Annotated in this window: 17 protein-coding genes and 1 tRNA gene; 9 read left to right on the top strand and 9 right to left on the bottom strand. The window is 69.5% G+C overall.

Annotated elements, in window-relative coordinates:
- Positions 1–33: 33 nt before the first annotated feature.
- From ACFYMC_RS13590 to ACFYMC_RS13575, 4 genes are all read right to left on the bottom strand, one after another.
- Positions 34–1,749 (bottom strand): relaxase/mobilization nuclease domain-containing protein, encoded by a 1,716-nt coding sequence (locus ACFYMC_RS13590; RefSeq protein WP_388523398.1) that lies wholly within the window; start codon positions 1,747–1,749, stop codon positions 34–36.
- A complete protein-coding gene (locus ACFYMC_RS13585; RefSeq protein ID WP_388523396.1) occupies positions 1,746–2,324 on the bottom strand; it encodes a plasmid mobilization protein in 579 nt (192 codons plus the stop codon). The genes ACFYMC_RS13590 and ACFYMC_RS13585 overlap by 4 nt, the downstream gene beginning before the upstream one ends.
- A gap of 123 nt (positions 2,325–2,447) precedes the next feature.
- Positions 2,448–3,386, bottom strand: a complete 939-nt coding sequence (locus ACFYMC_RS13580) for a DUF2637 domain-containing protein (protein ID WP_388523393.1) — start codon at positions 3,384–3,386, stop codon at positions 2,448–2,450.
- A 370-nt stretch (positions 3,387–3,756) separates the two neighbouring features.
- On the bottom strand, positions 3,757–4,959 hold the full coding sequence (locus tag ACFYMC_RS13575) for a DUF3631 domain-containing protein (RefSeq protein WP_388523460.1): 1,203 nt from the start codon (positions 4,957–4,959) through the stop codon (positions 3,757–3,759).
- Between the two features lie 289 nt (positions 4,960–5,248).
- Here ACFYMC_RS13575 and ACFYMC_RS13570 point away from each other — a divergent pair, with 289 nt between their 5' ends.
- The 3 genes from ACFYMC_RS13570 (at position 5,249) to ACFYMC_RS13560 (ending at position 7,349) form a co-directional block, all read left to right on the top strand.
- Entirely contained in the window at positions 5,249–5,743 is a 495-nt protein-coding gene (locus ACFYMC_RS13570; protein ID WP_388523390.1) for a helix-turn-helix domain-containing protein, read from the top strand.
- A gap of 185 nt (positions 5,744–5,928) precedes the next feature.
- Entirely contained in the window at positions 5,929–6,147 is a 219-nt protein-coding gene (locus ACFYMC_RS13565; RefSeq protein WP_388523387.1) for an excisionase family DNA-binding protein, read from the top strand.
- Positions 6,147–7,349 (top strand): tyrosine-type recombinase/integrase, encoded by a 1,203-nt coding sequence (locus tag ACFYMC_RS13560; protein ID WP_388523384.1) that lies wholly within the window; start codon positions 6,147–6,149, stop codon positions 7,347–7,349. Before ACFYMC_RS13565 ends, ACFYMC_RS13560 begins: the two co-directional genes overlap by 1 nt.
- Positions 7,350–7,401: 52 nt before the next feature.
- Here the strand turns inward: ACFYMC_RS13560 and ACFYMC_RS13555 are convergent, their stop codons facing one another.
- Positions 7,402–8,550, bottom strand: a complete 1,149-nt coding sequence (locus ACFYMC_RS13555) for a hypothetical protein (protein ID WP_388523381.1) — start codon at positions 8,548–8,550, stop codon at positions 7,402–7,404.
- Positions 8,551–8,772: 222 nt separating this feature from the next.
- Positions 8,773–8,843 (bottom strand) — tRNA-Gly (locus ACFYMC_RS13550).
- Positions 8,844–9,326: 483 nt separating this feature from the next.
- Here ACFYMC_RS13550 and dcd point away from each other — a divergent pair.
- Together dcd and ACFYMC_RS13540 are read left to right on the top strand one after the other, a co-directional pair.
- Entirely contained in the window at positions 9,327–9,914 is a 588-nt protein-coding gene (gene dcd, locus ACFYMC_RS13545) for a dCTP deaminase (RefSeq protein WP_388523378.1), read from the top strand.
- Positions 9,911–10,408 carry a phosphoribosyltransferase gene (locus tag ACFYMC_RS13540; protein ID WP_388523375.1) on the top strand — a complete coding sequence of 166 codons (498 nt, stop codon included), beginning with the start codon at positions 9,911–9,913 and terminating at the stop codon, positions 10,406–10,408. The genes dcd and ACFYMC_RS13540 overlap by 4 nt, the downstream gene beginning before the upstream one ends.
- 78 nt (positions 10,409–10,486) lie before the next feature.
- Here the strand turns inward: ACFYMC_RS13540 and ACFYMC_RS13535 are convergent, their stop codons facing one another.
- From ACFYMC_RS13535 to ACFYMC_RS13525, 3 genes are all read right to left on the bottom strand, one after another.
- Complete coding sequence (locus ACFYMC_RS13535; protein WP_388523372.1) at positions 10,487–11,410, bottom strand: Yip1 family protein; 924 nt, start codon at positions 11,408–11,410, stop codon at positions 10,487–10,489.
- A 242-nt stretch (positions 11,411–11,652) separates the two neighbouring features.
- Positions 11,653–13,935 (bottom strand): heterodisulfide reductase-related iron-sulfur binding cluster, encoded by a 2,283-nt coding sequence (locus tag ACFYMC_RS13530; RefSeq protein ID WP_388523370.1) that lies wholly within the window; start codon positions 13,933–13,935, stop codon positions 11,653–11,655.
- A 75-nt stretch (positions 13,936–14,010) separates the two neighbouring features.
- Positions 14,011–14,685 carry a sugar transferase gene (locus tag ACFYMC_RS13525; protein ID WP_388523367.1) on the bottom strand — a complete coding sequence of 225 codons (675 nt, stop codon included), beginning with the start codon at positions 14,683–14,685 and terminating at the stop codon, positions 14,011–14,013.
- A 193-nt stretch (positions 14,686–14,878) separates the two neighbouring features.
- On the opposite strand from ACFYMC_RS13525, the gene dnaK reads away from it, so the two are divergent.
- From dnaK to ACFYMC_RS13505, 4 genes are read left to right on the top strand one after another with little or no spacing between them, the layout of a single operon-like run.
- Positions 14,879–16,720 carry a molecular chaperone DnaK gene (gene dnaK / locus ACFYMC_RS13520; protein ID WP_388523364.1) on the top strand — a complete coding sequence of 614 codons (1,842 nt, stop codon included), beginning with the start codon at positions 14,879–14,881 and terminating at the stop codon, positions 16,718–16,720.
- The gene (gene grpE, locus ACFYMC_RS13515) at positions 16,717–17,373 is read left to right on the top strand and encodes a nucleotide exchange factor GrpE (protein WP_388523361.1); all 657 of its coding nucleotides are present in this window, start codon (positions 16,717–16,719) and stop codon (positions 17,371–17,373) included. Before dnaK ends, grpE begins: the two co-directional genes overlap by 4 nt.
- Before the next feature lie 45 nt (positions 17,374–17,418).
- Positions 17,419–18,597, top strand: coding sequence for a molecular chaperone DnaJ (gene dnaJ, locus ACFYMC_RS13510; RefSeq protein WP_388523358.1), 1,179 nt, complete (start codon positions 17,419–17,421; stop codon positions 18,595–18,597).
- Between the two features lies 1 nt (position 18,598).
- On the top strand, positions 18,599–19,045 hold the full coding sequence (locus ACFYMC_RS13505) for a heat shock protein transcriptional repressor HspR (RefSeq protein WP_388523355.1): 447 nt from the start codon (positions 18,599–18,601) through the stop codon (positions 19,043–19,045).
- Positions 19,046–19,143: the final 98 nt, after the last annotated feature.

The raw sequence follows: 19,143 nt of genomic DNA, 5'->3' as shown, positions 1-19,143 counted from the left end.
TAGTGCTCACCGTGGGTGTCCTCAGCGCCAGGATCAACGTCGTCGCACGTGTGGCTGCTGCGGTGCAGCGGCCGGTGTGGCTGGTGTGGCCGTCGGCGGGTGGATCTGGGCGCTGGGACGGCGTGTGGTGCTGCGAGCCATGGCTGCCTGGGCGCGAGGGCCGGGTGCGTGGCGTTGGCCGAGGCGGTGGATGCGCCAGGTCAGGGCGCGGGCGGGGTTGCGGGCGTCGTCGAGGGTGCGTTGGCCGAGGGCCTGGTCGAGGAGCGTGGTCGGGTTGTGGCCGGCTGTTTCGGCGTCGGCGAGGACGGTGGCGAGGGCGTCCCAGGCGGGGTCCTTCAGGATGCGGGCTGCGTGATCGGGGGCGGCCTGCTGGAGGTGGCGGGCGTAGCGGTGCTTGGTCCGGATGCCGGGGGTGCGGCGGGCAAGGTCGTCCAGGACCGGGACGGCGACCTGGGCGTACGCGGTCTGGAGGCGGACGAGGGCCTGCTGGGCTGCCGCTTCCTGCTGGGCGTGCCGGTGGGTGCGGTGCCAGTGCTTCGCGAAGGCGACGGCGATGAGGGCGGCGTCGAACAGCATGGCCAGCCCGGCTCCGTCGCGTGTCGCGGCGGGGGTGCGCAGGATCGTCTGGACGCTGCGGCGCAGGACGCGGGCGCTGTCGGCGTCGGCGGTGATGCGGGAGCGGGTGGCGCGCTCGAAGAGGGCGGCGGCGCGTTCGAGTTCGGTCCTGGCGGCGGCTGGTGCGGTGAGGGGGAGGAGGTCGAGGGTTCCGCCGAGGGCGACGAGCTGGCCTTGGGCGATGGGGTCGTCTCCGTGGGTGAGGTGGTGGGGGATGCGTTCGGTGGCGGCGGTGGCCTGGTGCCAGGGGTCGGCCGGCCGGGCGGTGGTCGGTTCGGTGCGGGTGTCGGTGAGGCGGTGGCGGATCTTGGGCAGGGAGAGGTCGCCGGCGAGGGTGGAGCCGGAGAACCAGATGGGTTCGCCGTGCTTGTTGAAGTCGCCGGGCAGGGCGACGCTGTAGCCGAGAACGTCTCCGGACGGTCCGGTCTTGGGCCGCACTGCGACGCCGGTCGCTTCCAGCAGGGCGAAGAACTCGGTCTCGGTGGAGGCGGCTGCCACGGCGCGGCGGACGCGCATGCGCAGGATCTCGCGGGTCGTGGTGTCCTGGCCCTGGCGCTTGGCCTTGAAGTGCTCCCTGCTGGTGGGGCGTTTGGCGGCGGTGCCGTCGCCGGGGTTGAGGCGGCGCAGGCCGAGGTCGGCTTCGATCTTGCGGGCTTCGCGCTGGACGGCGCGGATGTCGTGGTCGCGGCGGGGGCGGCGGCCGTCCTGGCGTACGAGGGTGGCGGCGATGTGGATGTGGTCGTCGGCGTGGCGGACCGCCACCCAGCGGCAGGCTTCCTCGTCGCCTTCGGGGGCGATGCCGGCGGCGGCCACGATCCGGCGGGCGATGTCCGCCCACTGGGCGTCGGTGAGGATCGGGTCCTCGGGCGCGGCACGCACGGGGCAGTGCCACACCGTGGTGGTCGGGGCCTTGTCGCCGAGCATCTTCACGGGCTGGTCGAGCTGCGCGGCGAGCTGGTCCTCGACATCCTTGGGGTTGCGGTGGGGGCTGCGGCCGGGGTCGGGGGCGAAGTCGTTCCAGGACGCGACCAGGCGCGGGTCGGTGTGCTCGTTGGCGGAGCCCGGTCCGTACAGGTAGCCGATGAGGCGGCGGGTGGCGCGGGCACCCTTGCCGAGGATGATCTTCGGTATCACGTGGTCACCGCCCGGAGGTCACCTGGGCGACGGCCAGGTCCACATCGGCGATCGACGCCTCGACCCGGTCCAGCGAGGTCCAGCGCGGGCCACGCGCCGTCCTTGTTGAGGTGCCAGGCGAGCTGGTTGAGGTTGCCGCCGATCTTGCCGAGTTGCCCGTTGGCGGCCATCAGCGCCTTGACCATGGCGCGGTAGTCGGCGACCGCGGCGGTGGGGTCGTCGGAGCGGGCGGCGGCGAGCGAGGTCTCGGCGACGTAGCCGCCGACCGACATACGGCTGAGGTGAGCGGCTGTCGCGAGGAGGACGAACTCGTCGTGGCTGTAGCGCGGGTGGACGCGCTTCTCACGCAGCGTGGGTTCGCGAAGACGGCGGCGCGGCGCGGGCGGCTGCGTGGCTTCTCCCCGAGTCGGCTTCCCCGGGCCGGCCGACCCCGGTGCCCCCTCGGCGCCGGATGCCTCCGCCTCCCCTGGGGCGGAGGCCGGGTAAGGACTCCTTACCCGACAACTTGCTGCGCCGTTGGGGCCGGCGGTCGTCTCCTGCTGGGTGGTGGGGAGTTCATGGTTCGGGTCGTGCATGGATCGGTTCTCCGTGGGTGCTGGTGCCGGGGGCTTGGCTGCGCGAGGCCCTGTGTCCCCGTGCTCGGCTGCACGGGGCCACGGGATGCGCGGAAGGGCGGGCGTTCGGTGCCTCTGCGCGGGTCAGACGGAGTCGGCGGGAGCGGCTTCGTCGAGTCCGTCGGGTGACCCGGCCTTGGTGTCGTCATCCGCGACGGGCCTGGCCTCGGCGCGTTCGGCCTGCAGTTGGTCGCGGAGGATGCGAGAGGGCTCCTGGCCGATCCGAAGGTCTTTGCGTAGACGCACGGCGGTGAGCTGGTCGCCGGTCCAGTCGGCGGTCAGGAGTCGGGCCCGGTCGAGGAGTTCGGGCGAGATGCCGGTGCGGTCGGCGGTCGACTTGGTGTCGGCCGGGATCCGACCGGTCGCTCGACGCGGGGCGGCTCCGGTCGACTCCGCTGCTGTGGCCGATCGGGGCGGCCGGGTGGCGGGGGACGATTCGGCTCGCACGGTCGGCCCCGTCACGGGTGCTTCGGTGGCCTCCCTGGGGGTCGACTCGGTCAACTGCTCGGGGACGGAACCGGGCCGGTCAGGGGTCGACTGTGGGGCCTGCTCGTCGGCTGACTGGGCAGGGGTCGTTTCGGGGGAGTCGGCCGACTCGGGGTTGTGGTGCAGCACCTTGGCCACGAGGTCCGACCCGAAGTAGATCGACCCGACCGGGAGTGAGGTCGCCAGCAGTACGAGGGCCCAGTTCGCGTAGTCCAGGTCGGTCAGTCGGCCCCACTGGATCGAGTCGGTGTGCAGGGCCGGTACGAGGCCGTGCACGTAGTTCAGCAGGAGGCTGGCGATCGTGTAGGTCGCCAGGACCCGCAGCGCGAACTTCCGGTCGGCGTCGGTCAGCACGAGTGTGGCGATCAGCGCGAGGGCCATCAGGCCGTCGACGACGATCGGGTAGAGGAAGGCGGCGGTGGAGTCGGCGCCGATGGCGCGGGCCACGTCGGACAGCGCGTTCCATGAGACTCGGAAGGCCATGAGGACGACGGCCACCAGGCCGAGGACGAGGGCGATGCGTCCCGTGCGGTTCACGCGACGACTCCCAGCGGGCTCGGGTGCTCGGCGAGCGTCGCCAGCGTCATCACGTTCATCGGGGGCCGCGTTCTTGGCGCCGGACGTGAGCCGCGCGATGCCGGCGCGGATGGTGCGTATGACTGCCGGTGCGCTTGGGGCAGGGGAGTGCAAGGGGGTGTTCTCCGGGGTGAGGGAAGACGAGCTGGCGCAGGGCTGGGTGTGGCCACTGGGCCTGGGCGGCCCTGGGCAGTGGGGACTCGTCCCACTCGTCCCGCCGCTGGTCAGGGCAGGTACGGGTGGGGCGGTGATGTCGAGTCGACTCGTTGCGGGTCGGTGACTCGTCCCCGCGCTGACCTGCGCGGGGACGAGTGGGACGAGTCAGGGAGGGTCAGGCGCCGGGCTCGGCGGGGAGGGTGGCGGCTGCCTCGGGCGGGCAGTAGCGGGTCCAGGCGTCGGTGAACTGGGCGCGGGTGAAGCCCTTGGCCTGGTGGCCGCCGGGGAAGCGGCGGTTAGCCGACTTGATGCCGTAGTCCTGGAGCAGGATCTGCAGGCCGCGCGGGGTGAGCCCGTTGGGGCTGTGCTCGGCCCAGGGCGCCTCGGGATCGGCGTTGAGGATCTCCAGTAGGCGGCCGGTGCGGAGTACCGGCTGGTCGCCCTCGGAGGTGAAGGCGCGGCGGATGTCGGCCAGGATACGGATCTTGAGCCCACCGTCCTCGTCCCGCCCGGCCTCGTAGTCGGTCATGGCCGTGCACGCGGTGTGGGCCAGGACGGGCCAGTGCCCGCCCGCGAGGTCGGCGACGCTGATCAGCGGCGCCCAGGTGTCGGCGGCACGGTCCTCGACCGGCAGCTTCGGCTCCAGGGCGAGGGCCTTCTCGCGTACGGAGGCCAGCCAGGCTGCCAGCCGTGTGCGGAGCTCGCGTACGGCCAGGTCGTCGCGGCCGTAGCGCCAGAAGCTGACCTTCTCGGTCTCGGCTCGGCGGCGCATGCGGATGACGACCGACCGGTCCATGATCGTGTCGGGCAGGTCCCCGATGCCGGCGAGGGCGGCCATGGCGAAGGTGGGGAACTTGACCACCTCGTGGTTGGGGCCGGTGACGCGCAGGGTGGGACGGTTGCGCTGGTGGCCGGCGTTGAGCAGGCCCCGCATCTCCTCGTTCTTCTCCGCGACCTTCGCGCTGCCGAAGATCGTGTCGACCTCGTCGACGAGGAGTGTGGGCGGGTCGCCCTCGCCGATCGACCGGAAGATTGCGGCAGCGGAGGCGTTGACCGTGATCAGCGGCTCGTGGACCGCCTCGATCAGGACCTCAAGGAGCCGCGACTTCCCGCACCGCTTGGCCGGACCGACCACCGCCAGGCGCGGCGCGTGCTGCCACACCGTCTGCAGGTGCGTCGCCGCCGCCCACAGCGTGGTCGCGGTCAGCGCCTCCTCGCTCGGCATGACGACGTAGCGCCGGATGGCAGCCCGGAGCAGGTCCAGGACCTCTATGCCCTCGGGGTCCGGGGTGGGCGCGGGGACGGCTGGCTGGCCGGGGATGGCGGTCGGCGGCCACTCGAAGGGAAGCGATGGCGTGTTCGGGGTGGCTTCGTCCATACTGGACATCGAGCTCCTCAATCTGCGGCCATATGGGACGGCAATCCCGGCACTGCAGCTAGTCGTTCAGGGATGGGCGGCGTGAGGTTTGCGCTTTGAGCCCCTCGGTGTCGCAAGCACCGGGGGGCTTTTTGCATGTCTGGCTAGGTGCTGGCGGTCTCCTGCGGACAGCAGCGGTCCAGCACAACAACCATGCCACGCGCATAGCGGCTATGCAAGCGGCAGAACATGATGTACTGTTTAGGCTGCTGCGAATTGCAGGAACGTGCTGCGATAGGAAGGAGGGGGAATGTCCGACGAAGAACGCGAGGACGAGCCCGAGGGCGTCCTGCTCAAGGGCGAGGACAATGCCGCCAAGCGGATCAAGGCCGAGCGCGAGAACCGTGGCTGGAGTACCACCACGCTCTCCGACCGCCTCAACGAGGCCGGGTATGAGATGAACCCGTCGGCTGTCTGGCGGATTGAGAACGGCAAGCGCCGCATCAACCTCGACGAGGCGATCGGCTTCGCCGAGGTCTTCGGGGTGTCGCTGTCCAACCTCGTCGGCCCGCCCGCCCTGGCCGCCGCCGGCCGCGCCATGGAACTGATCGACACCGTCGTGGCCGCCAACGCGGCAGCCCAGCGCGCCCAGCACGCGTACCGCCGGGTCAACGCCGAACTCATCGCCTACCTCGACGAGCACCCGGACATCCGTGAGGAGGCCAACGCGGTGGTCAGCAACGCCATCGCCGAGAGCACCATGAAGATCAACCAGGAGGAGTTCGGTCTGCCACCGCAGCCATAGCCCGCTCCTTTGGCCGCCCTGGCCCGCAAACCCCAGGGACCCCGGCCGCATCACACGCCCATCCCATCCCTGAACGACACGGCCCGGCCGGGGTTGCCGCCCCACCAGCCGAGGCCAGGAGAGGACCCCGCTTGCGCCACACGGCAATACCCCATGCCTCCACCGAGCCCCACACGGCAAAGGAGGTGAACACCAACGACCGCCTGCTCACGGTCGACGAGGCCGCCGAACGCCTCGGCACCGGCGTCCGCTTCATCCGCCGGCTCATCCAGGAACGCCGGATTCGCTACGTGAAGCTCGGCAAGCACGTCCGGATCTCGGAGAGCGTGCTCACTGCCTACGTCGAGGAGCGGACGGTCGAACCCGTCCGCGGCCGACGTTCCGGCTTCGGGCTGGTGGCCTGATGGCACGACCCCGCACGAGGTCCCCGCGCCGCAGCTTTGGCGCGATCCGCCAGCTCCCCTCCGGCCGCTGGCAGGCCCGCTACCCCGGAGCCGACGGCGTCCTACGCGCCGCCCCTGATACGTACGAGACCAAGCGCGAAGCCGAGATCTTCCTCGCCCAGGTCCAGGCCGACCAGTCGCGCGGCGACTGGATCGACCCGACCGCCGGCGAGGTGCTGTTCTCGGAGTACGCCACGCGCTGGATCGACGAGCGCGGCGTCGCGCCCACGACCGAGGAGCTGTACCGGCGGCTGCTCCGCCTCCACCTGGTGCCGACCTTTGGCGGCCAGTACGTCAACGTCATCAGCCCCGCGAAGGTCAGGACATGGCGCGCGGAACGGCGGAAGGCGACCGGCGCCACGACGACCGCCAAGTCGTACCGCCTGCTGAAGGCCATCATGCAGACGGCCGTTGAGGACGACCTGATCCGCCGGAACCCCTGCTTCATCCGCGGGGCGGGCCGCGAGGACGCGGACGAACGACCCGTCGCCACCGTCGAACAGGTCTTCGCGCTCGCCGAGGCCATCGGCATCCGCTGGCGGCTGATGGTCCTGCTCGGGGCCTTCGCCTCCATGCGCCCGGAGGAACTGGCCGAGCTGCGGCGCTCCGACGTCGACCTCGACGCGGGCTCGATCTGGGTCCGGCGGGCCGCTCCGGAACTGAACACCGGCCGCAGGGTCATCGGCGATCCCAAGTCCCGTGCGGGCAAACGGGAGATCATGTTGCCCGGCTTCATCCTCCTCGACGTCCGCCGACACCTGGAGTGGTTCGCTCAGGATGGACCCGACGGCCTCGTCTTCGTGGGGGAGAGGGGTGCTGCTCTCCGTGGCACCACCTTCGGACGGAAGTGGCGCAAGGCGCGGGACGCGGTCGGCCTGCCGAAGGAGTTCCGCTTCTACGACCTCCGGCACACCGGCAACACCCTCGCCGCCGACACCGGCGCCAAGCTCAAGGACCTCATGGTCCGCGCCGGCCAGTCCTCCGAGCGGGCCCAGCTGATCTACCAGCACTCCACCAAGGCCCACCAGCGCAAGCTCGCCGACGACATCGACGCCGACGTCCGCCGTCAGCGCGCGGCGGGTCGGGTCCCGGGCGCAGCCGCTGCCGCCCAAGGGATTCCAGCTCTGCCGACAGGCTCCGGGGGAACTGCACGAGCGAGGTGACAAGCCCAGGTGGAGGTCCAGAGCGGACCTCCACCTGCTGCTCCCGAGCCTGTCAGAAGGGAGGCTCAGATCCGGTGCCGGCCTTCGGGGGTTCCGCTGCTTCGATCAGCTTGTTGGTGAGTTCGATGGTGGCTAGGTACCACCAGAAGATCCAGTCCAGGAAGACGTCGTTGTAGTTGGCGAGCTGGTCTGCGCGCCGGTGGCGCAGGTCGAACCTGTTGGCAATCTCGAACAGGGCCCCGTCGTCAGGCTTCCCGAGGTCTTCGCGGATCAAGGTGCGGCGTTCCTCCAGGATGCCGACGGCGGCCACGATGGCCGACCGCTTGCTCTCCAGAGATGCGTCGCGGGCGCGGAAGAGCGCGATGGAGTGCCGGACGCGGGCGGTGACGGTAGGAGGGCTGTCGTTGAGGACGCGGTGCACCAGGTGACGGCGTGCATCGTCGGTCACGGTGACAAGCCGTCCCAAGTCTTCGCCCTCTGCAGCGAGCTCATACTCGATTCCGGCTTCATGCAGCAGCTCGTTAATCTTCGCGCGGTACAAGATCCGGGCAGGGCCGTTGTGGAACTCCGAGTGGTGCCAGCCGCATGCGCCGTAGGAATGGAAGCGTCGCAGTCGGGGACGGCTGACGAGGTCGTGGAAGACCTCGATCAGACCGTAGAAGATGTCCTCGTCCCAGACCGTCGGAGTCAGTGGCCACAGGCCCGGGATGCCCAGGCGCCGCGCGATCACAGCAGAGGCGTCAGGCAGGTCCTCCGGGCCGTCGACGCACTCCTCGCCGAACTGCTCGACCAAGTAGCCGTTGTTCGCGAAGTCGCTGACGATCAGCGCGAACTCGCGCCGGACATCTCGCGCGGTGCTCCCATTGGCAGACAGGCTGCGCCCCTGGCGCTGGGGCCAGTACGGTCGGGGCGCGACTGCGGGCCGGATCTCCGAAGCGCGGCTGATGAGTTCCGAGAACCAGTCCTCCCGGTTGTCTCCCCTGTGTCGGCTCTCCCTCGTGGAGCCCCAGCCGCCATGGGGGGCCTCGACTTCTTGGAAGTCCGCCACGGCTGTCGATCCGACCAGGGCCTCGGTCAGGAGCCACTCCACGCGCTCCTCCCACGAGGAACGCGAGCCCGTGGTCCTCAGGATGCGTTCCCCTTCTGACACGAACAGCGATGTCGGCCACACCAGCTCGTAGTTGCTCAGGTCCACGATCACGGCGCCATCATCACCCAATCGCACGCATGGCGGGGTGGGCTTCGGCTCATGCTGTGTGCCCGTTCTCACCCAGGTCGCCGTTCCCGATGGGGCGCGGCTGGAGTGATCGGCCTCTGCCCCGACGTCGCACGAGGTCCCGTATGGCACGCGAATGGCACGCGACCCCGAAGAGGTCTAGACAACTACGAAGCCCCAGGTATCTGACCTGGGGCTTCGTTCAAGAGCGGATGACGGGAATCGAACCCGCGCTATAAGCTTGGGAAGCTCATGTTCTACCATTAAACTACATCCGCGAGTTGGGCCAATTGCTTGTCCCGCATCGCCGCACACTCTACCTCATACCCGGCCCCCGGCGTCTGCGCCGCGGGGCCGTCCTCGTGTCGGGGCTCGTCGAAACTCCTGTGCTGGGCGGGAGTTGGGGTGGATCCGGACCCTGGGTGGGTGAGCGGATGCGTAGGCTGAGGAGGCGGAGTGCCGCCTGGAGTCGAATCCTCTTCATCCCTTAATGTGGCGATTCATCGCTTGATGGCTTGGTTGGGGAAAGGGACTCGATGGATCACACCGTCGTCCGTTGTGCCGAAGGGCACGTGTTCAGCACCGCCACGTTCCCGATGCAGCAACTCGGCCCGGGCCGGATCGGCCCCGGCCGACTGCTGCGTTGCCCGCGTTGCGCCCGGTTGCGGCATGCCGTGCCGGTGGGGGCGCCGAAGCGCTGACGGGGGCGCGCGGGCCCGTCCGATTGGGGTGGGCCCGCGCACCCTGCGTATCCTCGGGACGTGCTTCTCTCAGACAAGGACATCCGGGCCGAGATCGACAGCGGACGGGTGCGCATCGACCCGTTCGAGGAATCGATGGTGCAGCCCTCCAGCATCGACGTGCGACTCGACCGGTTCTTCCGGGTGTTCGAGAACCACCGTTACCCCCACATCGATCCCGCCATCGAGCAGGTCGACCTGACCCGGGAGGTCGAGCCCGAGGGGGACGAGGCCTTCATCCTGCACCCGGGTGAGTTCGTCCTCGCCTCGACGTACGAGGTCATCTCGCTGCCCGACGACATCGCCTCCAGGCTGGAGGGGAAGTCCAGCCTGGGCCGCCTCGGTCTGGTCACGCACTCGACCGCCGGCTTCATCGACCCGGGCTTTTCCGGGCACGTCACGCTTGAGCTGTCGAACCTCGCCACACTGCCGATCAAGCTCTGGCCGGGCATGAAGATCGGGCAGCTGTGCATGTTCCGGCTCAGCTCGCCGGCTGAGTTCCCGTACGGCAGTGATCGCTACGGTTCCCGGTACCAGGGGCAGCGGGGGCCGACCGCCTCGCGCTCCTTCGTGAACTTCCACCGAACCCAGGTCAGGAGGCCCGCATGAGCACGGTTCGTGAGTCCTTGACGTACGACGGTTTCGGTAGGGCCGTGCGCGAGCTCGCGCAGACCATCGCCGATGACGGCTACGAGCCGGACATCGTGCTCTCCATCGCCCGCGGCGGGGTGTTCGTGGCCGGCGGCCTCGCGTACGCCCTGGACTGCAAGAACATCCACCTGGTCAATGTCGAGTTCTACACCGGGGTGGGTACGACGCTGGAGATGCCGGTCATGCTGGCGCCGGTGCCGGACGCCATCGACTTCTCCGAGAAGAAGGTGCTGATTGCCGACGACGTGGCGGACACCGGAAAGACCCTCAAGCTCGTCCACGACTTCTGCCTGGGCACGGTGGCGGAGGTGCGCAGTGCCGTGGTCTACGAGAAGTCGCACTCGCTGGTGAAGTGCGAGTACGTCTGGAAGCGCACCGATGACTGGATCGAGTTCCCGTGGAGCGTGGAGCCGCCCGTCGTGAAGCGCGAGGGCCAGGTCCTGGACGCCTGAGTACGCACTGAGGGAGGGTTTCTGGGACAGCCGTCCGGCTGTCCCAGAAACCCTCCCTCAGTGTTGCGGCTGCGGCGCCTAGAGGGTGCCGAGCTTGATGATCGAGAGCAGCGCGATCAGTTGGATCGCGGAGGCGCCCAGGGCCTTCGGCCATGGCAGGTCGTGCGATTTGCTGACCATCGAGGTGAACAGGGCACCGGCGGCCAGCCAGGTCAGCCAGCCCAACACCTGGACCAGTCCGTTCTCGCCACCGAGGAACATCGCGAAGAGCAGTCGCGGCGCGTCCGTAATGGACATGATCAGCATGGACAGGCCCACGGTGGGCTGCCAGGCCCCGTCACCGCCGAGCTGGCGGGCCAGGGTGTGCGTGACTCCGCCCAGGATCAGCCCGCAGATGACGAAGGCGACACCGGTGGACAGCACGATGGGGATGGCGTTCGTCAGGGTGGCGTTGATGGCGTCCTCGCGGGCGTCCTCAAGGCCGAACACCGCCAACAGGCCGTACACGAAGGTGATGACCAACGCCGGTCCCCAGACTGCGTGGTCACGGGTGCGCCAGAAGGTCTGGCCCGGGCTCATCACGATGCCGCGCAGTAGTTCCTTCCAGTGCATGCGGGCCCCGACCGGAGGGGCCTGGCCCGCCTGGTAGGCGGAGCCGGCTCCGTACGGGGTCTCGCCCACACTGAACGCCTGTGTGTAGCCGGGGTTGTTGGCGTGGGAATCGCCGCCCCCGGGGTACGCCGCCGGAGCGCCCGTGCCGCCGCCGTGCGGTGCACCGCCGCCGGCGGGGTACTGCGGTGGGTGCGGGTGCCCGTCCCCGAAGTACTCCGGCTCCCCGTGCCCCGACTGCGCCTGGGGCCACTGCTGCTGCGGTGGTCCCTGCGGGTAGGGCTGAGCGCCGTACGGCTGACCGCCTGGCGGTTGTTGCCCGTACGGCTGCTGTTGCGGGGGGTGTTGCGAGGTGCGGTTGTCCCGGCCGCGTCCGATCCTGAATCCAGCCACGTACACGAACGTACCTGTTCCCGGGGGTTGGGGCGGTATCGCGGGCCGGACTGGGGGCCTTTGCGTCTGAGCTGTGACAACCCCTAAGGGACGGTCCGGGGTTCGGGCCGGCTCGCCGGGGGCGGCATGTGGCGTTCCGCGACGGGTCCGACCGACACCGGGCGACGCGAGGGGCCGCAGGAACGGCTGGAGGCCGGCCCCATCCGGGGCCGGCCTCCAGCCGTCGTCGTGGCGCCGCGGGCCTACTTCACGGGCGCGGGCTCCGGTGCGTCGGCGGCCTCCGGCTCGCCCGCCGGATCGGCCGGGGTCCTGACCGAGTCGAGCAGCAGCTGCGCCACGTCGACGACCTGCACGGAGTCCTTCGCCTGGCCTTCGTTCTTCTTGCCGTTGACCGAGTCGGTCAACATGACCAGGCAGAACGGGCAGGCGGTGGAGACGATGTCCGGGTTGAGGGAGAGCGCCTCATCGACCCGCTCGTTGTTGATCCGCTTGCCGATGCGCTCTTCCATCCACATCCGGGCTCCGCCGGCGCCGCAGCAGAAGCCGCGTTCCTTGTGGCGGTGCATCTCCTGCTGGCGCAGGCCCGGGACCTTGTCCATGATCTCGCGCGGCGGGGTGTACACCTTGTTGTGCCGGCCCAGGTAGCAGGGGTCGTGGTAGGTGATCAAGCCCTCGACCGGGGTGACCGGGACCAGCTTGCCCTCGTCGATGAGGTGCTGGAGCAGCTGGGTGTGGTGGATGACCTCGAACTCGCCGCCGAGCTGGGGGTACTCGTTTGCGATGGTGTTGAAGCAGTGCGGGCAGGTCGCGACGATCTTCTTCGCGGACTTCGGCTTCTTGGTGGCCGGGTCCACCTCGCCGTCCTCGTCGAGGGACTCGCCGAAAGCCATGTTGAGCATGGCCACGTTCTCCTGGCCGAGCTGCTGGAACAGCGGCTCGTTGCCGAGGCGCCGGGGCGAGTCACCGGTGCACTTCTCGTCGCCGCCCATGATCGCGAACCGCACACCCGCCATGTGCAGGAGCTCGGCGAAGGCCTTGGTGGTCTTCTTCGCCCGGTCCTCCAGCGCGCCGGCGCAGCCGACCCAGTACAGGTAGTCGACCTCGGACAGGTCCTCGACGTCCTTGCCGACGATCGGGACCTCGAAGTCGACCTCCTTGGTCCACTCGACCCGCTGCTTCTTGGCCAGGCCCCAGGGGTTGCCCTTCTTCTCCAGGTTCTTGAGCATCGTGCCCGCTTCGGAGGGGAACGAGGACTCGATCATCACCTGGTAGCGGCGCATGTCGACGATGTGGTCGATGTGCTCGATGTCGACGGGGCACTGCTCGACGCAGGCGCCGCAGGTGGTGCACGACCACAGCACGTCCGGGTCGATGACGCCGTTCTCTTCGAGGGTGCCGATCAGCGGGCGCTCGGCCTCGGCCAGCGCTGCGGCCGGAACCTCCCTGAGCTGCTCCTCGGAGGCCTTCTCCTCGCCCTCCATGGTCTTGCCGCCGCCGGCCAGCAGGTAGGGCGCCTTGGCATGCGCGTGGTCGCGCAGGGACATGATCAGGAGCTTGGGGGAGAGCGGCTTGCCGGTGTTCCAGGCGGGGCACTGCGACTGGCAGCGACCGCACTCGGTGCAGGTGGAGAAGTCGAGGATGCCCTTCCAGGAGAACTGCTCCACCTGGGAGACGCCGTAGACGTCGTCCTCGCCCGGGTCCTCGAAGTCGATCGGCTGGCCACCGCTGGTCATCGGCTGGAGCGCGCCGAGCGCGGTCTCGCCCGCGGCGTTGCGCTTGAACCAGATGTTCGGGAACGCCAGGAAGCGGTGCCAGGCCACGCCCATGTTGGTGTTCAGGCCGAGGGTGATCGCCCAGATCATGGTCACGCCGAGCTTGACCATGGCGAAGAAGTAGACGAGGTTCTGCAGCGCCGCGACGCTGAGTCCCTTGAAGGCCAGAACCAGCGGGTAGGACGCGAAGTAGGCGGCCTCGTAACCCTCGACGTGATGGAGTGCGCCTTCCAGGCCGCGCAGCGCCATGATGCAGACGCCGATGGTCAGGATCACGTACTCGACGAAGTAGGCCTGCCAGGCCTTGGAGCCGGCGAAGCGGGACTTGCGGCCGGCGCGCGAGGGCAGGTTCAGCAGCCGGATGGCCATCAGGATCAGGATGCCGATGGTCGTCGCGGTGGCGATGAACTCGGTGTACACCTCGTACGGCAGCCAGCCGCCGAGGATCGGCAGGACCCAGTCGGCCTGGAAGAGCTGACCGTAGGCGGTGACGATCGTCAGGCCCAGGGTCAGGAAGCCGATGGCGACGAACCAGTGCGCGAAGCCCACGATGCCCCAGCGGTTCATCCGCGTGTGGCCGAGGAACTCCTTGGCGAGGGTCTTGCTGCGGGCCATCGGTTCGTCGGTGCGGCTGCCGGCCGGAACCGGCTGGCCGAGTGAGACGAACCGGAAGATCTGCGCCACGGCTCGCGAGAGCATTGCGACGCCGACCACGGTCAGGACCAGCGACACGATGATCGCGGCGAGTTGCATGGGGGGCTCCTCGGGCGGGCGCTTACCGGCGCTTACCGGGCAGTAACTTAGTCAGTCAGGGCTGAGATTACCCACTTACGCCGCCGCACTGTAGTCGGGCGTGCGGTGATCTGTGTCGCTCAGGCGACCCTGACCGGGCCGGCCGAGGCCCCTGCGCAGGGCAGCGAGGGGGGTCCGGGCCAGGATGGACAGGTCCATGCCGAGCCAGTGGTGCTCGGCGTAGTGCAGATCGAGTAGGGACATCTCCTCCCACGGTAGATCGGACCGCGGGCCGACCTGCCAGAGCCCCGTCATCCCCGGACGCACTCCGTGTCGTGGGGCGGGGTGGTCCGCGGACTCGGGGGGCGGTAGGGGGCGGGGGCCGACCAGGGACATCTCCCCCCGGGCCACGTTCAGGAGCCGGGGCAGGGTGTCCAGTCCGGAGCGGCGCAGGAAGCTGCCCACCGGGCCGGATCCGGTGCGCAGGGTCCAGGCGTGGAAGGGGCGCCCGCCCAAGCCCGTGCAAGGTCGGCCGACGAGCGCCCCGGCCCGCGAGCGGAGGGCCGCCGGGGCGGCCAGCAGCAGGATCGCCGGCACGGCCAGGGGGGCCAGCAGGAGGACGCCGGCCAGGTCCAGCGACCGTTTCGCGGCGGGGGGCCGGGGCAGTCGCAGCGGGGACGTTCGCAGCGCGTGGGCGAGCGCGCCGCGGGTCGGTGTGCGTTCGGCGGGCCGGGGGCGTGGCGGCCGGCGGAAGGGCGGCGGCAAGGGCATGGTGAGCACGCTGCACCAATCGGCGGGAATCCCCCCGTTCCCACGCGCACCGCACGGATCAGGGGCACCCGGACCGCGCATGAGTGGGCGGCTGACCGAAGAGTTGAGCCCCTTCGGCTCAGGTCTGTTGACTATGAGCCGACGGTCATGCATCCTTGAGCCTGTTCCACTCAAGTCAGTTGGAGGAATTGAAATGGCACGTGCGGTCGGCATCGACCTGGGCACGACTAACTCCGTCGTCAGCGTTCTCGAAGGCGGCGAGCCCACCGTCATCACCAACGCCGAGGGTGCCAGGACCACGCCGTCCGTCGTCGCCTTCGCCAAGAACGGCGAGGTGCTCGTCGGCGAGGTCGCCAAGCGCCAGGCCGTGACGAACGTGGACCGGACCATCCGCTCCGTGAAGCGTCACATGGGTACGGACTGGAAGATCGACCTTGACGGGAAGACCTTCAACCCGCAGCAGATGAGCGCCTTCATCCTGCAGAAGCTGAAGCGCGACGCCGAGGCGTACCTCGGTGAGAAGGTCACGGACGCCGTCATCACCGTGCCCGCGTACTTCAACGACTCCGAGCGCCAGGCCACCAAGGAGGCCGGTGAGATCGCGGGTCTCAACGTCCTGCGCATCGTCAACGAGCCCACCGCCGCCGCCCTGGCGTACGGCCTCGACAAGGACGACCAGACCATTCTCGTCTTCGACCTCGGTGGCGGCACCTTCGACGTGTCCCTGCTGGAGATCGGTGACGGCGTCGTCGAGGTGAAGGCCACCAACGGCGACAACCACCTCGGTGGTGACGACTGGGACCAGCGCGTCGTCGAGTACCTGGTGCAGCAGTTCCAGAACGGACACGGGGTCGACCTCGGCAAGGACAAGATGGCGCTCCAGCGCCTGCGTGAGGCCGCCGAGAAGGCGAAGATCGAGCTCTCGTCCTCTACCGAGACCACGATCAACCTCCCCTACATCACCGCCTCCGCCGAGGGTCCGCTGCACCTGGACGAGAAGCTCACCCGCTCTCAGTTCCAGCAGCTCACCGCGGATCTCCTGGAGCGCTGCAAGACCCCGTTCCACAACGTCATCAAGGACGCCGGCATCGCGCTGTCCGAGATCGACCACGTGGTCCTGGTCGGCGGCTCCACCCGGATGCCGGCCGTCGCCGAGCTCGTCAAGGAGCTGACTGGCGGCAAGGAGGCCAACAAGGGTGTGAACCCGGACGAGGTCGTCGCCATCGGCGCCACCCTCCAGGCCGGCGTGCTCAAGGGTGAGGTCAAGGACGTCCTGCTCCTCGACGTGACTCCGCTGTCCCTCGGCATCGAGACCAAGGGCGGCATCATGACCAAGCTGATCGAGCGCAACACCACGATCCCGACGAAGCGGTCCGAGATCTTCACCACGGCCGAGGACAACCAGCCGTCCGTGCAGATCCAGGTGTACCAGGGCGAGCGTGAGATCGCGGCGTACAACAAGAAGCTGGGCATGTTCGAGCTGACCGGCCTGCCGCCGGCGCCCCGCGGCGTCCCGCAGATCGAGGTCGCCTTCGACATCGACGCCAACGGCATCATGCACGTGACCGCCAAGGACCTGGGCACGGGCAAGGAGCAGAAGATGACCGTCACCGGCGGCTCCTCGCTGCCGAAGGACGAGGTCGACCGGATGCGCCAGGAGGCCGAGCAGTACGCGGAGGAGGACCACCGCCGTCGCGAGGCCGCCGAGACCCGTAACCAGGCCGAGCAGCTCGTGTACCAGACGGAGAAGTTCGTCAAGGACAACGAGGACAAGGTCCCGGCCGAGGTCAAGACCGAGGTGGAGACCGCCATCGCCGAGCTGAAGGAGAAGCTCAAGGGCGAGGACACGGCCGAGATCCGCACGGCGACCGAGAAGGTCGCCGCGGTCAGCCAGAAGCTGGGCCAGGCGATCTATGCGGACGCGCAGGCCGCCGGAGCCGAGGCCCCCGCCGGTGATGCGGGCGCCAAGGCTGAGGACGACGTCGTCGACGCCGAGATCGTCGACGAGGACAAGCCGAAGGGTGGCCAGGCGTGACCGAGGAGACCCCGGGCTTCGAGGAGGAGCCCGAAGTCCCCTCCGGCGCCACCCCCGAAGACGCCGAGCCGAAGGCCGCCGACTCCTCCAAGGGGGAGGCGGCCCCGGCCGGGGAGAACAAGTCCGCGGGAGCGGAAACCGCTCTGCTGGCGCAGCTGGACCAGTCCCGTACCGCGCTCGGCGAGCGCACCGCGGACCTCCAGCGGCTTCAGGCCGAGTACCAGAACTACCGCCGCCGGGTGGAGCGTGACCGCGTCCAGGTCAAGGAGATCGCTGTCGCGAGCCTCCTCAGCGAGCTCCTTCCCACGCTCGACGACATCGGGCGGGCGCGGGAGCACGGCGAGTTGGTCGGTGGTTTCAAGTCGGTGGCGGAGTCCCTGGAGACGGTCGCCGCGAAGATGGGCCTCCAGCAGTTCGGTAAGGAGGGCGAGCCCTTCGACCCGACGATCCACGAGGCCCTGATGCACAGCTACGCGCCGGACGTCACGGAGACGACCTGCGTGGCGATCCTTCAGCCGGGGTACCGGATCGGCGAGCGCACCATCCGCCCCGCGCGGGTGGCGGTGGCCGAGCCCCAGCCCGGGGCGAGCGCGCCGAAGGCCGCGGAGGAGGACTCCGCCGAGAAGGAGAGCGGTGGCCCCGAACAGGGCTGACGCTGGGATTGACGCAATGACGGTCCGAGAGGAGGGACGCCGCGGATGAGTACCAAGGACTTCGTGGAGAAGGACTACTACAAGGTCCTCGGCGTCCCCAAGGACGCCACCGAGGCCGAGATCAAGAAGGCGTACCGGAAGCTCGCCCGCGAGTTCCACCCGGACGCCAACAAGGGTGACGCCGCCGCCGAGGAGCGCTTCAAGGAGATCTCCGAGGCGAACGACGTCCTCGGTGACGCCAAGAAGCGCAAGGAGTACGACGAAGCGCGCGCGCTGTTCGGGAACGGCGGGTTCCGTCCCGGTCCGGGCGCCGGTGGTTCGTTCAACTTCGACCTGGGGGACCTCTTCGGAGGCACCCAGCCCGGCGGCACCGGTGGTGGCGCGGGTGGTTTCGGCGGCGGTATCGGAGACGTCTTCGGAGGCCTGTTCAACCGGGGCGGCCCGGGTACGCGTACCCAGCCGCGCCGTGGCCAGGACATCGAGTCCGAGGTGACGCTCAGCTTCACCGAGGCGGTGGACGGGGCCACGGTTCCGCTGCGGATGTCCAGTCAGGCGCCCTGCAAGGCTTGCTCCGGCACCGGCGACAAGAACGGCACCCCCCGGGTGTGCCCGACCTGTGTCGGCACCGGGCAGGTCTCGCGCGGCGGCGGTGGCGGCTTCTCCCTCACCGACCCCTGCGTGGACTGCAAGGGCCGTGGGCTGATCGCCGAGAACCCGTGTGAGGTCTGCAAGGGCAGCGGACGTGCCCGTTCCTCGCGCACCATGCAGGTGCGCATCCCGGCCGGTGTCCTCGACGGGCAGCGGATTCGGCTGCGCGGCAAGGGCGCGCCGGGTGAGCGCGGCGGTCCGGCCGGTGACCTCTACGTGGTCGTGCACGTGGATGCCCACTCGGTGTTCGGCCGCAAGGGCGACAACCTGACCGTCACCGTTCCGGTCTCCTTCGCGGAGGCCGCACTCGGTGGCGAGGTGAAGGTGCCCACTCTCGGCGGGCCGCCGGTCACGTTGAAGCTGCCGCCCGGTACGCCCAACGGGCGTACGATGCGGGCCCGTGGGAAGGGCGCGGTCCGCAAGGACGGCTCCCGTGGGGACCTGCTCGTCACCGTGGAGGTGGCGGTGCCGGCGGAGCTGAGCGACAAGGCGAAGGAAGCCCTGGAGACCTACCGCGAGGCCACGGCGGGCCACGACCCCAGGGCGGAACTGTTCCAGGCCGCGAAGGGGGCTTGAGATGGACGGGCGCCGCAGGAATCCCTACGAGTTGACCGACGAGACCCCGGTGTACGTGATTTCGGTCGCCGCTCAGTTGTCCGGGCTGCATCCGCAGACCCTGCGGCAGTACGACCGGCTCGGCCTGGTCTCCCCCGACCGCGCAGCCGGTCGGGGCCGGCGCTACTCCGCCCGGGACATCGAGTTGCTGCGCACCGTGCAGCAGTTGTCCCAGGACGAGGGGATCAACCTCGCCGGCATCAAGCGGATCATCGAGTTGGAGAACCAGGTGGCGGCGCTCCAAGCACGGGTCTCCGAGCTTTCCTCCGCTGTGGAGGGCGCCGCTGCCACGCTGCGGGCCCGGGAAGCACAGGTGCACGCCTCCTACCGCCGCGACCTGGTTCCGTACCAGGACGTGCAGCAGACCAGTGCCCTGGTGGTCTGGCGCCCCAAGCGTCCATCTGACTGAACCGTTTCCGCTGTGGCACTCGCCGCACCGAGCCCTGACAGGCCCTGCTGTGGACCCCCGGTCCGATGCAGGGCCTGTCGTGCGTGGGCGCGTGGCCG

The organism is Streptomyces sp. NPDC006879 (assembly GCF_042869595.1).
In the GTDB taxonomy this organism is placed as follows: Bacteria; Actinomycetota; Actinomycetes; order Streptomycetales; family Streptomycetaceae; genus Streptomyces.
Note: the sequence above shows the minus strand (reverse complement) of the source record. Positions and strands in the feature narration are given on the sequence as shown.